We start from the raw sequence: 18403 nt of genomic DNA, 5'->3' as shown, positions 1-18403 counted from the left end.
ATGATCCCTCAGGAGATCATCCGCCAGAAGCGAAACGGCGGAACGCTTTCCACAGAAGACATCCAATCGTTCATCGCCGCGCTTGCTTCCGGTCAGCTCTCCGAGGGGCAGATCGGCGCCTTCGCCATGGCGGTCTGGTTCAGGGGCATGTCGCGCGAGGAGGTGGTGGCGCTGACGCTGGCCATGGCGCGTTCGGGCGACACGCTGAGCTGGACAGACATCGACCGGCCGATCGCCGACAAGCACTCGACAGGCGGCGTCGGCGACAATGTTTCGCTGATGCTGGCGCCGATCGCGGCCGCATGCGGCCTGGCCGTCCCGATGATATCGGGTCGTGGCCTCGGCCACACCGGCGGCACCCTGGACAAGCTCGAGAGCATTCCCGGCTACACCATCACGCCTGATGCAACGGTTTTCCGCAAGGTCGTGAAGGATGTCGGCTGCGCCATCATCGGTCAGACTGGCGCGCTTGCTCCCGCCGATGGCAAGCTCTATGCCATCAGGGATGTGACGGCGACGGTCGACTCGATCCCTCTCATCACTGCCTCAATCCTTTCAAAGAAGCTCGCGGCCGGACTGCAGACCTTGGTGCTCGACGTCAAGGTCGGCACCGGCGCCTTCATGGCCGAGCCGAAAGACGCAGAGATGCTGGCACGCGCGCTCGTCGATGTCGCCAACAGCGCGGGGGTGCGGACGTCGGCGCTGATCACCGACATGAACCAGCCGTTGGCGGATGCGGCAGGAAACGCCGTGGAGATCCGCAACTGCCTGGATTTTCTGGCAGGCAGGAAGAAGAACACCCGGCTGGAGGCTGCCGTTCTGGCGTTTGCGGCCGAGATGCTGATGGAATCAGGCGTGGCCTCCTCAGTGCAGGATGGCGAAACGCGAGCCGCTGACGCCGTTTCGTCGGGTAGGGCCGCCGAATGCTTTGCCCGCATGGTGCGCCTGCTCGGCGGCCCCTCAGACCTCCTGGAAGAGTCGGACAAATACCTTGTCCACGCGCCGGTAACCAAGGCGGTTCTCGCGACTCAATCCGGTTGGCTCTCCGGCTGCGACGTTCGTGAGATCGGCATGACCGTCGTCGACCTCGGGGGCGGACGACGGCATCCCGAGGACAGGATCGATCACCGGGTCGGTGTATCCGACATTTTGCCGCTTGGCACCCGTGTCGAACAGGGCGATCCGATTGCGCTGGTACATGCAGCCAACGAGGATGCCGCAGACGCGTCAGTCGCCGCGCTGGCTGCCAACTACAGGATCGGCGAGCGTCATCCCGCCATCCCTGATGTCGTTTGCGAGCGCATTGCGGCTATTGCCTGAGGCGGACGCACTCAACTGCGGAACAGGAGGCACGACTGGCGCGCTACGCCCTTTTCGGAAGCCTGAAACACGACTTCGGCGGCTATTTGCCAGCAAAGCAACCATGAGATGCTTATGCGGCGTATAAATTCGCCCTTACGATGAGTTCGCCGTTTACTTGCATTGAAATTGCGCAGAATATTAGCGCATGGGAGGAAGCCCTCGGGCCTTCACTCTCCATAATTTGCGCCCGAACGACTTTCTCCCTCGGCTCAAGGGAGGACTAATCATGAGGCGGACTTTGCTGTACGCAGCGTCGGCTGCGGTACTGTCGCTGGGCGTTACACATGCATTTGCGCAGTCGGGCGGCGTTGAGAAAGCGGTAGGCGGCTATGATTTTGTCGAGGCCGCCAAGGAAGCGTCCGGCACGAAAGATTTTCATTCGGCTGACGGTCATTTGACCTTCGCGATTGTGACGCATACGGCAGGCAATGGCTTTTTTGACCCCGTTTACGTCGGCGCAACCGTTGCCGGCAACATGATCGGTGCCAAGATCCTGTTACTCGGCTCGGAATCACCAGTTGACGATCCGGCGCGCGAAATCGAGATCCTGAACCAGATTGTCCAGGACCCGACAATCGACGGCATCATCATGACGACGCCGCAAGTCGGTGCCTACAACGACATCGTCAAGGCCGCCGAGAAGGCCGGCATTCCCATCGCCACAACCAACTCGTTCGACGCAACCATCTTGAACCGCAGTGGCATAAGCCATACCGGCCAGGACGCGTCAGCCGCAGCCATCGGAGGCGAGGCGCTTGCCAAGTGCGTGCTTGATAGCGGCGCGACCAGCGGCTCGATTCTCCTGCCGTCGTCGACCGCGATGGGCAACATCGAGGTCAATAATCGCGTGACCGCCGCCTTCAACGCAATCGTCAAGACGCTGAAGGATGCCGGCAAGCTTGACGCGTTCAAGGTGGATGCCGGGCCGGAGAATGTTGGCATCGACACGAATCCGAACGACCCCGTCAACGCGCTTGTTTCGCTATTTGAGTCGCGTGGTGACGCAGTCGGTGCGTTTACAGCCAACAATGTCTTCACGCCGCCGCTCGTGAAGGCGGTCGCACAGATGGGGAAGACCGGCAAGTTCTGCGCCTTTGGTTTCGATCTCGGCCCGGCACAGCAAGAGGGGATCGCGGCTGGAAATCTCACTGGCTCGCTGGGACAGCAACCCTTCCTGCAGGGCTTCTGGCCCGTCATGCAGCTTTACCTCCAGATCGATCGCGGCATTTCCGCCGCCAACCTGGACACGCGTGCCCAATTGGTGACGAAGGATAACGTCGCCAAAGTCGGCAAGCGCTTCGAGAACTAGCCATTCTGAACGCCTGGAAATCGATGCGGGGGATGCAAAATCCCCCAGCATCGCGACGGCAAGGTTGATCGGTGGATACCATGGCGCCCACGACGACATCGCTAGGCCGTGCGCCACCTCAGCTCGTCGGCGGCTGGGAGGCGGGGCTGCTGATCTTTCTCGCCCTGCTCTATCTCGGTGGAGCTCTTGTTAATCCGGCTTTTTTTGGGTCTGCGGAAGCCCTCCTGGCGCTGCTGCGCGATACATCCCGTGTCGGGATCATCGCCGTTGGAATGACCTTTGTTATCGCCAACAAGGATCTCGATCTTTCGGTCGGTTCCACCTACGGCCTCATCGCCGTGGTTTTTGCCAGGCTCTTTGCGTCTGATGCTCTCGATTTCGGTGTCATCGAGTGCGCAATCTTCTGCTTGCTGCTCGGTACCGTGATTGGCCTCCTCAACGGCATCCTTGTAACGATCCTGAGAGTGCCGGCCTTCATCGCAACGCTGACCATGCTTTTCATCGGTCGCGGCTTCGTTCTCGCGCTTACGCACGGTCAGGCGATCTACTATTCCAGCAAGGCGAAAGACTACCCGCTCTTCTTCCGTCTCGGAGAGATAAATACTCTCGGTTTCAACAACCAGATCGCAGTCTTCCTCCTCGTCGCCGTCGTCGGTGCCTATGTGCTCGCTAAAACCCGGTGGGGCTATGAGACCTTCGCGACCGGCGGCAACGAGCAGGCTGCGGCCTATGCCGGCATCAACACGCGGTGGGTGCGAATTCGCGCTTACCTACTCTCATCACTTTGCGCGACGCTTTCCGCGCTCCTGGCAGCGGCGCAGGACAAGGGTGTCACCCCCCTCTACGGCGTCAGCTGGGAACTGACCGTTATCGCTTCGGTCGTCATTGGCGGCGCATCGATCCTCGGCGGGCGTGGGCGGGTATTCGGGTCTTGCCTCGGCGCCGCAGTCGTTGTGTTGATCGACAAGGTGTTGCGTGAAGGCTGGCCGATCACGCGCACGGTCGTTATCGATGGCGAGAATGTTGCCGTCGGCGCGAGGTTTACCTTACCCGCCGGGGCCGTATTGGTTTTCCTGGGCCTGCTCCTTGTCACGGCGGTGCTTATCGAGCCCTTCCTCATTCGACGTCAGATCGCGACTCGGTTTTGGGCCTGGCTCCGCGGTCGACCGCCGCCGCCGGCCTACGAAACCGGCGGCGTGGCACTGGAAGGCGTTCAGACCAAAGGAGCGATGGCGACCGACATGGCTCTCTCGGCCACGGGGCTCGGCAAGTTCCTCGCGCGCCGTGACGCGCTGGCCATCATCCTGACTGTGGTGCTCTGGCTGACCGGCTTGGCGCTGAGGCCGGACTACTGGTGGAACTTGCCCAACACCTTCGCGATCCTGCTCAACTATACCGAACTTGCACTCATTACCGTCGGGCTCACCTACGTCATTGCAGCCGGGGATATCGATCTCTCCGTGGGCGCCGTGCTTGCGCTTGCCGGCAGCACCGCCGCCTATTTCCTGAAGGTACTGGGCGCCGATCCGTTTACAGCCGTGGCGATGGGTCTGCTGGCGGGGACGGCTGCCGGCCTCGTCAACGCCGTCGTCACGGTCGGCTTCAAGCTGCCCGCGTTCATCGCCACACTCGGCATGTTCTACATTGCCCGCGGTCTTGCCGCCTGGTTCGTGGCAGGCCAGCAGCTGACCGGCTGGCCGGAGGGCTACAACCTGCTTGGCCGCAAGGTGAACGACGTTCTCCTGCATTTCGGCTTTTCGCTGCCGTCGGGAATCGTTCGCGCGGTGGCAGAGGTCGTCAGTGTCCAGACGATCTTCATGTTTCTCGTCGCTCTCGTCGCCGGCGTCATACTTGCCTACACACCATTCGGACTGAAGGTCTGCGCTGCCGGTGGCAACGTCCGCGCAGCCGCCTATGCCGGCATCAACACCAACCGCGTGCGCTTCCTCTCCCTGATGCTGGCAGCGCTCTGCTCCACCATGGCCGGGATCATCAACGTCGCTTACTTCCGTAGCTTCAACCCGGTTGCCGGCCAATTCCGAGAGCTTGACGCCATTGCCTCCGTCATCATCGGCGGTGGATCGATCTTTGGCGGTTACGGCACGATGATCGGCTCGCTTGCAGGTGCAGCCGTGATCACGCTCGTCCGGGCGCTTCTACAGCTCAATGTCCAGGGCTTCAGCATGCCCCAACACTGGATCAATGTTTTCATCGGGCTCATCCTTATCGTCGCCGTGCTGATCGACATATGGGTACGGCAGGCCAATCTCTTCGCGCGACTGCGGGCCCGTTTCGCGACAGCTGCGCCAACCGGAGAACGCATCCATGGCTGACGCAGAGCCCCTACGGCCCATCGTGGAAATGCGGGGCATCGAGAAGGCCTTCGGAGCCGTGCAAGCGCTCCGCAAAGTCGATCTCGCGCTTTTTCCCGGCGAGATCCTCGGGCTGGTTGGCGACAATTCGGCTGGCAAGTCGACGCTGATGAAGATCCTGACCGGCGCCTACCAGCGCGATGCCGGCGAAATCCTGGTTGCCGGACAGCCGGTGTACTTCAAGAGCCCGCACGAGAGTCGGGAAGCAGGAATCGAAATGATCTACCAGGACTTCGCGCTCTGCGGGAACATGGATGTCGGCCAGAACATCTTCCTTGGCCGCTGGCCCCTCAGGGGGCCCTTCGTCGACCGGCGAAAGATGTATGCCGAGGCGGACAGCGTACTGAAGCGTCTCAAGGTCGACGTGAATTCCGTCTATCAGAAGGTCGAGAGTCTGTCGGGCGGCCGCCAGCAATCCGTGGCGATTGCCCGCGCGATCTCTTTTGAACCGCGAGTCGTGATTCTCGACGAGCCGACCGCCAACCTTTCCGTCATGGCGACCGAACGACTGCTCGAAACCATGCTGGAGCTGAAGAAGCAAGGCGTTGCCCAGATCATTATCTCGCATCGTCTGGTCGACATTTTTGCGGTAGGCGATCGCGTCATGGTTCTCAAGCGCGGCGAGTATGTGGGCGACCGCTACGTCAAGAACACGGACGAGCATGAGGTCCTGGAGATCATTGTCTCCGGAACGCGAGAGAGTGCGCGGACCGCCGACCAAGCAAGAAACACAGATCCGTCATGACGCCGTAGGTCACCGTTTATTGCTTCAGGCTGAGCGATCCGTCCGCAACGGAATAGGAAGCAAGCTTCTTGAGGAAGCTCATGCCAACGAGCGTGGAGGTAAGGGCGTCATCCTTCAGCACGAAAGCTTCCACCTCCCGCACGCGGATGCCGCCGATTTCCACCCGATCAAGCGTCACATGCGCTGCCTTCGTCTGCCCGTTGGCGGTGTCGACCGAATAGCGAAAATCCAGCTGGTTGCCGGTATAACCAAGCCTCCGAGCGAAGCTCTCGTTCAGAGCGACATAGGTTGCGCCCGTATCGATCAGACCCTGCACCGGTCGACCGTTGATCTTGAAGTCTCCGGAGTAATGCCCTTGGGCGTCGGCTCGAAGCCGCATTGTGCCGCCAGCGGCGGCCGTGGCAGGCGCCTGATCGGCGCTGCCGGTAACGAAGTTGGCCGAAAGAGCCACTTCGCCGCCGCGCTTTTCCATGATGGATGGAATTTGCGTCGCAAGCACTGCGGCAACGCTTGCAAAAATGACGGTACGCACGAGCATCGGGACAGAAATCCTTCCTGTATAAACCCCGCGTCATGCGTGGCCATGCTTACAGGTTCTACGCCATAATTGCTGATAAGTTGCTAATGCCAGCAAGGCCAATGGCCCGGCAAACTTGTCCGGGCCACAGGCAACAATGAACTTGGTAAACGAATTGCGAATTACTTCGTGCCGTACATGCGGTCGCCCGCATCGCCGAGACCAGGCATGATGTAACCCTTCTCGTTCAGGTGGCTGTCGATCGAGGCCGTGAAGACCGGCACGTCGGGATGCGCGTCGCGGAAGTTCTTGATGCCCTCAGGTGCGGCCAGAAGGCAGAGGAAGCGAATGTTATGCGCGCCACGCTCCTTCAGCTTATCGATCGCGGCGATCGACGAATTGCCGGTGGCAAGCATCGGGTCAACGACGATGATCAAGCGCTCGGAGATATCTTCAGGCGCCTTGAAATAATATTCGACGGGCTGCAGCGTTTCATGGTCACGGTAGACGCCGATATGCGAAACGCGCGCCGACGGCACGAGATCGAGCATGCCTTCAAGAAGGCCGTTTCCGGCACGCAAAATCGAGGCGAAGACAAGCTTCTTGCCTTCGAGGATCGGCGACTCCATTGTCTGCAGCGGTGTCTCGATGGTTTCCATCGTGAGCTCCAGATCGCGGGTCACTTCGTAGCAGAGCAGCGTCGAGATTTCACGCAGGAGTCGGCGGAAACTCCCGGTCGATGTCTCCTTGCGCCGCATGATCGTGAGTTTGTGCTGCACAAGCGGGTGATCGATGACCGTTACGCCGTCCATGGCCAGAGCCCTTCCTATCGTTGTTCTTATCGGATGTTTCTTTCATGGAAATTGCCTCCACCGCAAGAGCGGAGGCCATTTTGCAACGCTGATCCCCAGGGCTGGGGGATCACATCCGGGCAAACAGCGCCTGGCGCGTTGGCTCATCGACGAAGGCTGCTTCGATGCCGGTTCGGGTCAACTCGTTGATTGCGGCATCGTTGAAGCCGAAGGCGTCAGCGGCCAATTCGTACTCGCGCTCCAGCGAAGTATGGAAGAACGGCGGATCGTCGGAACTGATCGTCACGCGGACACCAGCCTCCTTGAGCTTTCGCAAAGGGTGAGATGTGAAGTCCGGAAAGACCTTCAGGGCAATATTCGAGCCGGGGCAAACCTCCAGCACGGTTCCGAGATCGGCGAGCCGCTTGACGAGATCCGTGTCCTCGATCGCACGGACGCCATGTCCGATGCGCGAAGGCCTGACAACGTCGAGCGCATCGGCAACGCTGAAGGCGCCGCAGACTTCACCAGCATGGATGGTAAGGCCGAGCCCTGAATCGCGGGCGATGTCGAAAGCACGTGCATAGTCGGCAACCCGACCCATCCGCTCCTCGCCAGCAAGATTGAAGCCGGAGATCAGCGGGTTTTTCGCCTTGGCGGCATATTCGGCTGCGCCGATGACACTTTCCGGGCCGAAATGCCTCTCACCAGTGACGATCAGGCGTGCCTCGATGCCGCTTTTGCTCTTTGCACGACGGATGCCTTCGCACACGCCCTCGATGTAGGCGTCGGCGCCAAGCCCGATCCGCTTGCCGTGATCAGGAGAGACGATCAGCTCGCTGTAGATGGTGCCGATACCCGCGAGCTCATTCAGATATGTTTCGGTCAGCAGCGCATAGTCTTCCTCGGTCTTGTAGACCTCGGAGACCTTGTCGTAGCACTCGAGGAAGCTCGCAAAGTCATGCCAGACATAGACGCCATCCGCGAGATACGCGCTGATGTCGATGTTGTATTTCCGGGCCTGCGCCAAGGTCAGCGCCGGTGGCGCGGCACCCTCCAGGTGGCAGTGCAGCTCGACCTTCTTCAAATGCGACGTCATAGAAAACTTCTCCCGTGTGCCCCCGGCGGAATCCGCAAGTGGCGGGCGATCGTCTCGCCAATGTCGGCGTAGGTGGTGCGAATGCCGATATCGCGAGATCGCATTCCAGGTCCGTAGGCAATGATCGGCACGCGTTCGCGCGTATGATCTGTTCCGCGCCATGTCGGGTCGCAACCGTGATCAGCGGTCAGAATAACAAGGTCGCCGGGCTTCAGCTTGCCGCCGACCTCGGGCAGCCTGGCGTCGAAGGCTTCAAGCGCAGCGGCATAGCCCGCGACGTCCCGGCGGTGGCCGTAGACCATGTCGAAATCGACAAAGTTGGTGAAGACCAGCTCGCCATCTTCAGCAGTATCCATGGCCGTGAGGCTGGCGTCCATCAACGCCTCGTTGCCGTTCGCCTTGATCACTCGGGATACACCCTTATGCGCAAAGATGTCGCCGATCTTGCCAATGGCATGGACCTTGCGGCCTTCCTTCACAAGCCGATCGAGAAGCGTCGGCTCCGGCGGCGGCACCGAAAAATCGCGACGGTTTCCGGTGCGCTGAAACTTCGAGGCCGTTTCCCCAACGAATGGCCGAGCGATGACGCGACCGATATTGTATTGGTCGAGCAGCGCCCGCGCGATCGCGCAAAAGGTCATCAGCCTGTCGAGGCCGAAATGTGTCTCGTGCGCGGCAACCTGGAAGACGGAGTCTGACGAGGTGTAGCAAATCAGCTTTCCGGTCCGGATATGCTCTTCGCCGTGGCGGGCAATGATGTCGGTGCCGGAGGCGTGGCAGTTGCCCAGAATTCCTGGAACATCAGCCGCCCTGCAGAGCGCCTCGATGAGCTGCGCCGGAAACGCTTCGCCTTCCGTCGGAAAGTACCCCCAGTCGAATGTCACCGGCGTCCCAGCGATCTCCCAGTGACCCGATGGCGTGTCCTTGCCGCGGGAAACTTCACTGGCGGAACCGAACATAGCGTAGGTTTTTTCTGGCACCGGCATCCCGGCCGGGAAGCGACCCGAGGCGGCCTTGGCAAGATGGACCAGACCCAGGGCTGACATATTCGGAAGCTTGAGGGGGCCGGAGCGCAATCCCTCGCGATCACCGGCACCGGCCGCGCAGAATTCCGCGATGTGTCCGAGCGTGTTGGCACCCTCATCGCCATAGGCAGTCGCATCGGGCGCGCCGCCGACACCAAATGAATCCAGAACAAAAAGAAAGGCTCGCGCCATGCTCCACCCAGCGACAAAAATTGACGGCCCGCGTAGTGCGGGCTGCTGCTGCTCAAGCCTTATAACGGTGGAGGGCGCTTGGCAAACGAGCTTGGGACCTCAGCAATCGCCACACGTGACAGTCGGGCTCGCCCGCGGCAGATAGAGGTAGCTGCGGCTGATGGTGATCGTGCTGTCGTTCGGCACCAAATAGGGCGCGAACAAGAAGAGCTTATAGGGAACGCTGAGTTCGGTGCGGACCAAAAAGGTATTGGCCTTCTTCATCTCGGTCGGTATCGTCGTGGCAGAATTTAATGCGTAAGGACGGCTGCCATCCTGGGCCCAGGACCATGCCACCTTTGCGGTTGCAGTACCGTCGATCGCGATGCCAGTGATCTTCACCACGAGACCTGTAGAGCCATAGGGTACGAACGCCGCAGTGGCGACCGCCGGCATATCGGTGAGCCAGACCTTGGTCACGCTTTTTTGTTGGGTCACGATGTCGGTGATCATCCCAGCCGCTCGACTGGCGCGCTTGCTGATGCTGAGACCAACGGTGATCTCAAAGGCGCCAACGTACAGCATCACTAGGATCGGGAACAGGATGGCGAATTCGATCGCGCCCACGCCTTGGCGATCCCGAATGAAGCGTCTTGCGAGACTGTGAAGTTGAATCACCGCGCCACGAGCTACCATCAGTACTGCTCGTTCTGGAAGGCTGTCGTGGCGACGATCAGGAAATAGGAGGAGGAGCCGTCGGTGGGGCGGACGCTGCTAATGTAAGGTCGGATCAGATCGGTGATAATCTGCCAGCGGTAGTAGGCCCTGACCATGTTGATCGTACCCGATCCGCCAGGCAGGTACTTGAAGTCAGAGGTCTTGATATCTGCATAGGTGCTGGTGGACGTTCTCGGTATCGTCGTGGGAACGGCGGCAAACGTGCTGAAGTTCTGCACGTCGATGAACAGCTTGCTTGGCGTCGCAACTTCTGTCGAAGAGCATGTTATCAGAATTGCGATCTCATTGCAGAACGCCGTCCGGAATGCCGTTGCATTCGTGTTTGCAGGTGTGATCTGTCCTGTCCGCATCTTTCTGCTCATCGTATCGACGGCATTGGACACCAATTGCTCGCCGGCGAACGCGACGAACGTCTCGATGATGGCAAAGACAACCATGAAATAGGGAATAGCCAGGAGAGCGAATTCGATCGCCGCTGCACCGTCACGCGAGCGCGAAAATGCGGTCAATCGCGGCCTCTTCCACCGATGAAGGCGGGCGGTCGCGTCCGCTACGTTATCCGTTTCCTTCATGGCATGCATCCGAGGACAGCTACGACTACACTGTTGTAAGGTGTGATCGTTGATTTTCCGTTTCAGGTCGGATCAGAAGTTTAACGGAAAATGTCGTTTGATGGCTGTCACTCGCCCGCCGCTGCGGTTTCAGCGCCTTGCTGGCTGTGCTGTTCGCAATTTGGGGTACAGGAAAGAACCGAGCGCTCCGTCTGGCGGAAGACGCGGACCGTGTTTGCCTCGTCGATCGATACCAGGATGCTCTCATCCAGAATTGCGTTACCGTCAGCATCCAGCAGCACAAGGTTGGTCGTTCCGAAACTGCGCCCGGTCAGGACGATCGTCTTGGAATCAGCGACCGTTGCGTCCGCCACCTTTGCGTTGCCTACAATCACCTTGCTTACCGGACGGTCGAGCTTCAAAACACGCGCTTGATCCATGTAGACGCGCAGTATGTCCTGTTGAGCGAGCGCGGATCCACCTAGGCCGAGGATGGCAAAAAAGCAGGCGGGAATGATCCTCTTGCCACTCGGCGACATTTTCGATCTCTTTCGGGTTTCGGCGATTTCACGGAACAGGATGAGAAAAATTGGTGAATGAAGCCTTAAACCTATTCAAATTTGTCCATGATGCCGGCTTTGTGAACCAGATAGAAACAGCTTTTCGCTAGCGAAGTGCCTCTTTCCGGTCCTCGCGCGTTCGCGCAAGATTATCTTTGGAACATCACAAGCGTCGATTACTGCGCGACATGCTAGATTTTCGTCAAATTCTAAGTAACCAGGAAAGAAAATACTTACCACTCTAGATCGTCTAGTCGTGTTTACGAACCAGTAACCCAACTCTTTAAGTTGATGGAAACAGGCGTTGGCTAAATTGTGGCAATCCGATCAACGGCAACAGTTGGCGGACGTGCTGAACCTCAACTGGAGTAGGAGTTACCATGACCAAGCTTGTTAGCCGTTTTCTGAAGGACGAATCCGGCGCGACCGCAATTGAATACGGCCTGATCGCAGCGCTGATCTCCGTCGCCCTCATCACCGGCGCCAGTGCACTCGGCGGCAAGTTGAACGTTCTGTTCAACAACCTTTCCGTGACCATGAACTCGGCAGCCTCCAAGGCTCCGGCTGCCGTTCCCTGATCAGCGGCTTAAGGCGGCGGCGAGACCGCGCTTTGCCTAAGTGAAAATCGGGCTCACAGTTAACGCTGTGAGCCTTTCTATTCATGGGGATTCAACGGAATGATCTCGGCAGTCGTATTTGTGATTTTCCCACTCTGCCTTGCCATCGCTGCGTTCTCGGACCTGTTCACGATGACGATCCCCAACCGTGCGTCAGTAATTCTCGCTGTGACGTTCCTCGGAGTCGCAACAGCGACAGGAATGCCCTTCATTGTGTTGGGGACGCACTTGGTTGCTGCGTTTGCAGTTCTCGCCGTCTGCTTTGTCCTATTCGCCCTAAATATCATGGGTGGCGGCGACGCAAAGCTGCTCGCCGCGGCGGCCCTCTGGTTCGGCTTTGGCCCGGCTCTTATTGAATTTCTGGTTTATGTCGGCGTCTTCGGCGGCATCATCACTCTTTTGATCCTCCTGATCCGTACACAAGCCCATGTTATCCTGGCGGTCGGGCTACCGGTTCCGAGTTCGATTCTTCTCGCCAAGAAAATCCCATACGGTATTGCTATCGCCGCGGGCGGCTTTATTGCCTTTCCCTCCTCACCGATCTTTGTTGCGGCATTAGAAGGCCTGAAATAGCGTCATTTAAGCCTCCGTTAACTTAAGATCGAAGGTTTTCATTAACCATAATTACACCAATTGTGAGCCATTCTTCGGGTGAATACCGCGAATCCCCGAGGAATGATCGATGAGACCCGCCCGCCTTTTGATACTTGGAGTGGCTGTCGTTGCTGCCGGCCTTGCTGGTGTGCTGGCGATGACGCTCGCGGGCCGCGGCTCCGTTGTCACCCAAGTTCAATCGGTGGTCGAAAAGGAGCCAACCGTCAGTGTGCTCGTCTCCAGCGCCAACCTTCCGGTCGGCGCGCGATTGGATGACAAGGCGGTTCACTGGATGGGGTGGCCACAGAGCGGCGTCGTCCAGGGCTTTATCACCGAAGCGGACAAGCCTGATGCCCTGAAAGACCTGCAGGGTGCCGTCGTCCGCTTTCCGATTTTCGAGGGCGAGCCGATCCGCGCGGAAAAGATCGCCGACTCAAACAGCCGCATCATGTCTTCGCTCCTGCCTTCCGGAAAACGTGCGGTCGCAACCGAAATCTCGGTTTCGACGGGTGCCGGCGGCTTCATCCTGCCGAACGACCGCGTCGACGTCATCATGGTTCGCAAGGCCAAGGAGGCGGACAAGTATCTGACAGAGACCGTGCTCAGCAACGTCCGCGTGCTGGCGATCGACCAGCAGATTCAGGAAAAGGAAGACGGCTCGAAAGCCGTAGTCGGCACGACCGCAACACTGGAACTGACGCCCGACCAAACCAAGGTGCTGGCCGTTGCGCAACAGATGGCGGACCGGCTGTCACTGGCCTTGCGCTCGGTCGCCGATGCCCAGGAACAGGATACCAGCGCTGCGGACTATCTCCTCAGCGGCGACAACGGCAGTGCCATCGTCCAGGTCATCAAATCAGGCTCAATCGTTACAGACGCCGCCAGCGCGCCGAAGGCCGAGTAAAGGAAATGGGAATGGGCAGTTTGACGCGCCACATGAAGCCCTTGATGGCAGGGTGCTTGTCTTTTGCAATCGGGCTCTCCGGCGCCGCACCTGGCGTTCTTGCTACAAGAGCTGCATACGCAGTTTCAGATGGGATCGTTAACATCACTCAGGCTGGACCTGGTGCACACCGCAGTCTGAAGCTCGGTTTGAAGAAGGCGATCGTCGTCGACCTGCCGGTCGACGCTCACGATATCCTCGTTTCTGACCCGTCCATGGCGGACGCGGTCACCCGTAGCTCGCGCCGCATCTATCTCTTCGGCAAAACCGTCGGGCAAACGAACATCTTCATCTTCGGCGCCGATGGCCAGCAGATCGTCAGCCTCGATATCGCAATCGAGCGTGACGTCGCCGGCTTGGAAACCAATCTCCGGCGCTTCATTCCGGACTCCAACATCAAGGTGGAAATCGTATCGGACAACATCGTGTTGACCGGAACGGTTCGCACGCCCCAGGACGCCGCACAGGCCGCTGATTTGGCCCAGGTCTTCCTGAAGGGCGGCGAAGCGACGACGCGTACGGAAACGGCCACCAGTTCAGGTGGAGATGGCTCCGTGGCCTTGTTCGCTGAGGGCCGCCAAACCTCGCAGGTCGTCAACCTTTTGCAGATCCAGGGCGAAGATCAGGTCACGTTGAAGGTGACTATCGCCGAAGTTCGTCGGGAAGTACTGAAGCAGCTCGGCTTCGACAATCTGGTTTCGAACTCGGGCGGACTGACTGTCGCGCAGCTCGGCTCTCCGAGCGCGAGCGGGGCAGCGGCGACAATCGGCGGCGGTCTTGCGGCACTCTTCAAGAGCTCGATCGGAAAATACGATATCTCGACCTATCTGAGCGCTCTTGAGCAGGCGAAGGTGGTCAAGACGCTCGCGGAACCGACGCTGACAGCGATTTCCGGGCAGGCCGCAACGTTCAACTCCGGCGGCCAAGTGCTTTATTCCACGACGGACAACGACGGTAACGTGACGATCGTCCCGTACAATTATGGCATCAATCTCGCCTTCAAGCCGGTGGTTCTGTCCTCCGGCCGCATCAGCTTGGAGATCAAGACGAACGTATCGGAGCCAGCGCCTTCGGTTTCCGGCTCGACTCCGACCTACCAGCGTCGCGCGGCTGAAACATCGGTTGAACTTCCGTCCGGTGGTTCGATCGCGCTCGCCGGTCTGATCCGCGACGACGTTGCGCAGACCTCGAACGGAACGCCCGGCGTCAACAAGATTCCCCTACTCGGCACTTTATTCCGGCAGCGCACGGTGGAGCGTAACGAGACCGAGCTGGTCATCATCGCGACGCCCTATCTCGTCCGCCCGGTTGCCCGCAACGAACTCAACCGTCCGGACGACAACTTCAGCCCGGAAAACGACGCAGCGGCTTTCCTGCTCAACCGCGTCAACAAGGTTTACGGCGGCCGCGAAACGCCGGTCGCCGACGCTCAATTCCATGGCTCCATCGGGTTCATCTACAAATGAGCGCAGCAGGATCAGCGATGGCACAACACAGAGATCAGCCGATGGCCCACAAGCAGAACACTGCGTATGAATACCGCTTTTCGAAATCGCTGCTGACCGCGATCACAGTGGCGACCGCCCTGCTCTCCGGCTGCGCCTCCCACGACCAGCTGACGACCGGCGGCATTCCTGACGACTATCGTCAGCGTCACCCGATCGTGGTTGCCGAAGCCGAGCAATCGGTCGATATCCCGGTCGCTTCGACGGATCGTCGTCTAAACATCGCCCAGCGCGACATGATCCGCGGCTTTGCGCAGAACTATACGTCGCGGGCGACCGGACCGGTCTACCTATTGACCCCCGAAGGATCGCCCAACTCCTCCGCAGCACGGCAGCTCCGCGGCCAAGTGCGCGCAGAGCTCTCGGCCCGCGGCGTCGCCAGCTCCAAAATCGTCAACAGCACCTATGCCGCCACTGGCATCGGAGACGCGGCTCCCATCCGTCTGACCTTCGTCGGCACGACGGCGATGACCTCGCAGTGCGGACAATGGCCGCGGGATATGATCAACGATTTCAACAACCAGAATTATTACAACTTCGGCTGCGCAACGCAGAATAATCTGGCCGCGCAAATAGCGAATCCTGAAGACCTGATCGCGCCCCGCGGCATGACCCCCATCGATGCGACCCGGCGCAACGCGGCGATCAAGGAATACCGTGAGCGCACGAGCAACATCGAGGACGTCAGCGGCAGCGCCGACAGCTTCTGATCGGTAGGATTGAAGATGAGCACCGTCGAATACGAGATCAAGAATACCACCGAGTTGCGGAACGCCGAGGATGCCATGCGCATGGCCGAACTCGAAACCATGCGTCCCCTTCCGCGCATATCGGTGCACGCCTTCTGCGAGAGCGAAGAATTGCAACGGGTCATGGAGCGTTGCAGCCATGACCGCCGCATGTCTAAGGTCGGCTTGCGGATCACCAGCGGCGGCATCGCAGCCGCTGCGAACATGTTCGCGTCGGCGCCGACGCCAAATCTCATCATTCTCGAGACCAAGGCCGGAGCCGGCAATCTGCTCACCGAATTGGCGCCGCTTGCCTCGGTATGCGACCCTTCCACCAAAGTCATTATCGTCGGCTATTACAACGACATCGCGCTTTATCGCGAACTCGTCCGCAACGGCATTTCCGAGTATATGGTCCAGCCTGTTGCCATGCCTGACATCATGATGGCGATGGCGACGATCTTCGTTGACCCGGATGCGGAACCGCTTGGCCGCAGCATCGCCTTCATCGGCGCCAAGGGCGGCGTTGGTTCCTCGACAATCGCCCACAACTGCGCCTTCGGTATTTCCAACCTATTCTCGACGGAAACGATCCTCGCGGATCTCGACCTGCCTTATGGCACAGCCAATATCGACTTCGACCAGGACCCGACCCAGGGCATCGCCGAGGCGGTCTATGCACCTGACCGTCTGGATGAGGTGTTTCTCGATCGCCTGCTGACCAAGTGCTCCGAGCATCTGTCGCTGCTTGCGGCCCCTTCCCTTCTCGATCGCGCCTATGACTTTGAAGGACAAGCGTTCCAGCCCGTTCTCGAGGTATTGCAGCGCAATGCCCCTGTTACCGTCCTCGACGTACCGCATGCCTGGTCGGAATGGACGCGTTCGGTGCTCGCGAGCGTCGATGAGGTCGTCATCTGCGCCTCCCCCGACCTCGCCAACCTCCGCAACGCCAAGAACATGATGGACGCGCTGCGCAAGATGCGGCCCAACGACAAGATGCCGCATCTGATTCTCAATCAAGTCGGCATGCCAAAACGGCCGGAGATCAGCCCGTCGGATTTCTGCGAGCCGCTGGAGACCGATCCGATCGCCATCATCCCGTTCGACGCCAACCTCTTCGGGAATGCGGCCAATAGCGGCCGTATGATTTCGGAGATGGATGCGAAGTCGCCAACCGCGGAAACATTTTCGCAGGTATCACACATCGTGACTGGGCGGATTGCCGTCAGAAAGGCGCGCAAAGGTAGATTGCTCGGCCTGCTGAAGCGCAAGTAACGCCCGCAAGGGTAGATTGGAATAAGGCATGTTCGGAAAACGCGGAAACGAGGGATTTGGCAAGGCGGGCGGCACAATCGCGCCGCCTCCGCCAGTGCAACAGCCCTCCCCGTCTGCACCTGCGGTTCTCGTCGAGCCCCAGCGCGAACCGCCGCGCCAGCAGGTTCCGCCGCCGCCGATGCAGACGCCGCAGCGCAAGCGCCCTGCCCGCACCGACGAGTATTACGATACAAAGGCGCAGGTCTTCTCCGCGCTGATCGACACGATCGACCTTTCGCAGCTTGCCAAGCTCGACGGTGAGAGCGCCCGCGAAGAAATCCGCGACATCGTCAACGACATTATCACGATCAAGAACTTCGCGATGTCGATTTCCGAGCAGGAAGAACTGCTCGAAGACATCTGCAACGACGTCCTTGGTTATGGTCCTCTCGAGCCGCTGCTGGCGCGAGACGATATCGCCGACATCATGGTCAACGGCGCCGGGCAAACCTTCATCGAAGTCGGCGGCAAGACGATCGAGTCCGAAATCCGCTTCCGTGATAATTCGCAACTGCTTTCAATCTGCCAGCGCATTGTTAGCCAGGTTGGCCGCCGCGTCGATGAATCGAGCCCGATCTGCGACGCCCGTCTGCCCGACGGTTCGCGTGTCAACGTCATTGCGCCGCCGCTCGCCATCGACGGACCAGCACTTACAATCCGCAAGTTCAAGAAGGACAAGCTTAACCTCGAACAGCTCGTTCGCTTCGGCGCGATCACGCCGGAAGGTGCGACACTGCTGCAGATCATCGGTCGCGTTCGCTGCAACGTCGTCATTTCAGGTGGTACGGGCTCCGGCAAGACGACGCTGCTGAATTGTCTCACCCGCTATATCGATACGGATGAGCGCGTCATCACCTGCGAAGACACGGCCGAACTGCAACTGCAGCAGCCCCATGTGGTGCGTCTGGAAACACGCCCGCCGAACATTGAAGGCGAAGGCGAAATCACCATGCGCGATCTCGTCAAGAACTGCCTGCGTATGCGACCAGAACGCATCATCGTCGGCGAAGTGCGCGGACCCGAGGTTTTCGACCTGCTGCAGGCAATGAACACGGGTCATGACGGCTCGATGGGCACGATCCACTCGAACTCGCCGCGCGAATGCCTGAGCCGTATCGAATCGATGATCGCCATGGGTGGTTTCACGCTGCCGGCAAAGACGGTGCGCGAAATCATCTCCGGTTCGATCGATATCATCGTCCAGGCGGCCCGCCTGCGCGATGGTTCGCGCCGCATCACGCAGATCACCGAAGTGATCGGCATGGAAGGCGACGTCATCATCACCCAGGACCTGATGCGCTACGAAATCGAGGGCGAAGACGCCTCGGGCCGGCTAGTCGGCCGGCATAAGTCGACCGGCATCGGCAAGCCGCATTTCTGGGACCGCGCCCGCTACTTCAATGAAGAGAAGCGCCTTGCTGCCGCGCTCGACGAAATGGAAGCCAAGTCCAAGGATTAGTGA

At 59.6% G+C, this 18403-nt stretch carries 17 protein-coding genes and 1 pseudogene; 11 read left to right on the top strand and 7 right to left on the bottom strand.

What is annotated here, in order from left to right:
* The 4 genes from deoA (at position 1) to FHX16_RS01130 (ending at position 5788) form a co-directional block, all read left to right on the top strand.
* Entirely contained in the window at positions 1-1320 is a 1320-nt protein-coding gene (gene deoA, locus FHX16_RS01145) for a thymidine phosphorylase (RefSeq protein WP_183863361.1), read from the top strand.
* 268 nt (positions 1321-1588) lie between these two features.
* Positions 1589-2671 carry a substrate-binding domain-containing protein gene (locus tag FHX16_RS01140; protein ID WP_183753635.1) on the top strand — a complete coding sequence of 361 codons (1083 nt, stop codon included), beginning with the start codon at positions 1589-1591 and terminating at the stop codon, positions 2669-2671.
* Between the two features lie 80 nt (positions 2672-2751).
* Positions 2752-5004: an ABC transporter permease gene (locus tag FHX16_RS01135; RefSeq protein ID WP_259126366.1), complete on the top strand. Its 2253-nt coding sequence runs from the start codon at positions 2752-2754 to the stop codon at positions 5002-5004.
* Positions 4997-5788 (top strand): ATP-binding cassette domain-containing protein, encoded by a 792-nt coding sequence (locus FHX16_RS01130; RefSeq protein ID WP_183753639.1) that lies wholly within the window; start codon positions 4997-4999, stop codon positions 5786-5788. The genes FHX16_RS01135 and FHX16_RS01130 overlap by 8 nt, the downstream gene beginning before the upstream one ends.
* Positions 5789-5804: 16 nt before the next feature.
* Here the strand turns inward: FHX16_RS01130 and FHX16_RS01125 are convergent.
* From FHX16_RS01125 to FHX16_RS01095, 7 genes and pseudogenes are all read right to left on the bottom strand, one after another.
* Positions 5805-6363 (bottom strand): annotated as a pseudogene (locus FHX16_RS01125) (TIGR02281 family clan AA aspartic protease).
* Between the two features lie 124 nt (positions 6364-6487).
* Positions 6488-7117 (bottom strand): uracil phosphoribosyltransferase, encoded by a 630-nt coding sequence (gene upp / locus FHX16_RS01120; protein WP_016552306.1) that lies wholly within the window; start codon positions 7115-7117, stop codon positions 6488-6490.
* A 109-nt stretch (positions 7118-7226) separates the two neighbouring features.
* Positions 7227-8195, bottom strand: a complete 969-nt coding sequence (locus tag FHX16_RS01115; RefSeq protein ID WP_183863355.1) for an adenosine deaminase — start codon at positions 8193-8195, stop codon at positions 7227-7229.
* Entirely contained in the window at positions 8192-9412 is a 1221-nt protein-coding gene (locus FHX16_RS01110; RefSeq protein ID WP_183863353.1) for a phosphopentomutase, read from the bottom strand. Before FHX16_RS01110 ends, FHX16_RS01115 begins: the two co-directional genes overlap by 4 nt.
* A gap of 99 nt (positions 9413-9511) precedes the next feature.
* Positions 9512-10087 (bottom strand): TadE/TadG family type IV pilus assembly protein, encoded by a 576-nt coding sequence (locus FHX16_RS01105; protein WP_183753647.1) that lies wholly within the window; start codon positions 10085-10087, stop codon positions 9512-9514.
* Positions 10087-10701, bottom strand: coding sequence for a TadE/TadG family type IV pilus assembly protein (locus tag FHX16_RS01100; RefSeq protein WP_183753649.1), 615 nt, complete (start codon positions 10699-10701; stop codon positions 10087-10089). The genes FHX16_RS01105 and FHX16_RS01100 overlap by 1 nt, the downstream gene beginning before the upstream one ends.
* 107 nt (positions 10702-10808) lie before the next feature.
* The gene (locus FHX16_RS01095) at positions 10809-11219 is read right to left on the bottom strand and encodes a pilus assembly protein N-terminal domain-containing protein (RefSeq protein WP_183863351.1); all 411 of its coding nucleotides are present in this window, start codon (positions 11217-11219) and stop codon (positions 10809-10811) included.
* 401 nt (positions 11220-11620) lie between these two features.
* Here FHX16_RS01095 and FHX16_RS01090 point away from each other — a divergent pair, with 401 nt between their 5' ends.
* The 7 genes from FHX16_RS01090 to FHX16_RS01060 all read left to right on the top strand — a co-directional run bounded on the left by FHX16_RS01090 (position 11621) and on the right by FHX16_RS01060 (position 18400).
* Positions 11621-11818: a Flp family type IVb pilin gene (locus FHX16_RS01090; RefSeq protein WP_183863349.1), complete on the top strand. Its 198-nt coding sequence runs from the start codon at positions 11621-11623 to the stop codon at positions 11816-11818.
* A gap of 99 nt (positions 11819-11917) precedes the next feature.
* Positions 11918-12430 carry a prepilin peptidase gene (locus FHX16_RS01085; RefSeq protein WP_183863347.1) on the top strand — a complete coding sequence of 171 codons (513 nt, stop codon included), beginning with the start codon at positions 11918-11920 and terminating at the stop codon, positions 12428-12430.
* Between the two features lie 109 nt (positions 12431-12539).
* Positions 12540-13355: a Flp pilus assembly protein CpaB gene (cpaB, locus tag FHX16_RS01080; protein WP_183863345.1), complete on the top strand. Its 816-nt coding sequence runs from the start codon at positions 12540-12542 to the stop codon at positions 13353-13355.
* 11 nt (positions 13356-13366) lie between these two features.
* A complete protein-coding gene (locus tag FHX16_RS01075) occupies positions 13367-14860 on the top strand; it encodes a type II and III secretion system protein family protein (protein ID WP_183753655.1) in 1494 nt (497 codons plus the stop codon).
* A 17-nt stretch (positions 14861-14877) separates the two neighbouring features.
* The gene (locus FHX16_RS01070) at positions 14878-15609 is read left to right on the top strand and encodes a CpaD family pilus assembly protein (protein ID WP_405049253.1); all 732 of its coding nucleotides are present in this window, start codon (positions 14878-14880) and stop codon (positions 15607-15609) included.
* 15 nt (positions 15610-15624) lie between these two features.
* A complete protein-coding gene (locus FHX16_RS01065) occupies positions 15625-16902 on the top strand; it encodes a CpaE family protein (protein ID WP_183753659.1) in 1278 nt (425 codons plus the stop codon).
* Positions 16903-16930: 28 nt separating this feature from the next.
* Entirely contained in the window at positions 16931-18400 is a 1470-nt protein-coding gene (locus tag FHX16_RS01060; protein WP_183863343.1) for a CpaF family protein, read from the top strand.
* Positions 18401-18403: the final 3 nt, after the last annotated feature.

This window comes from Rhizobium sp. BK661 (genome assembly GCF_024808825.1).
Lineage (GTDB): Bacteria > Pseudomonadota > Alphaproteobacteria > Rhizobiales > Rhizobiaceae > Rhizobium.
Note: the sequence above shows the minus strand (reverse complement) of the source record. Positions and strands in the feature narration are given on the sequence as shown.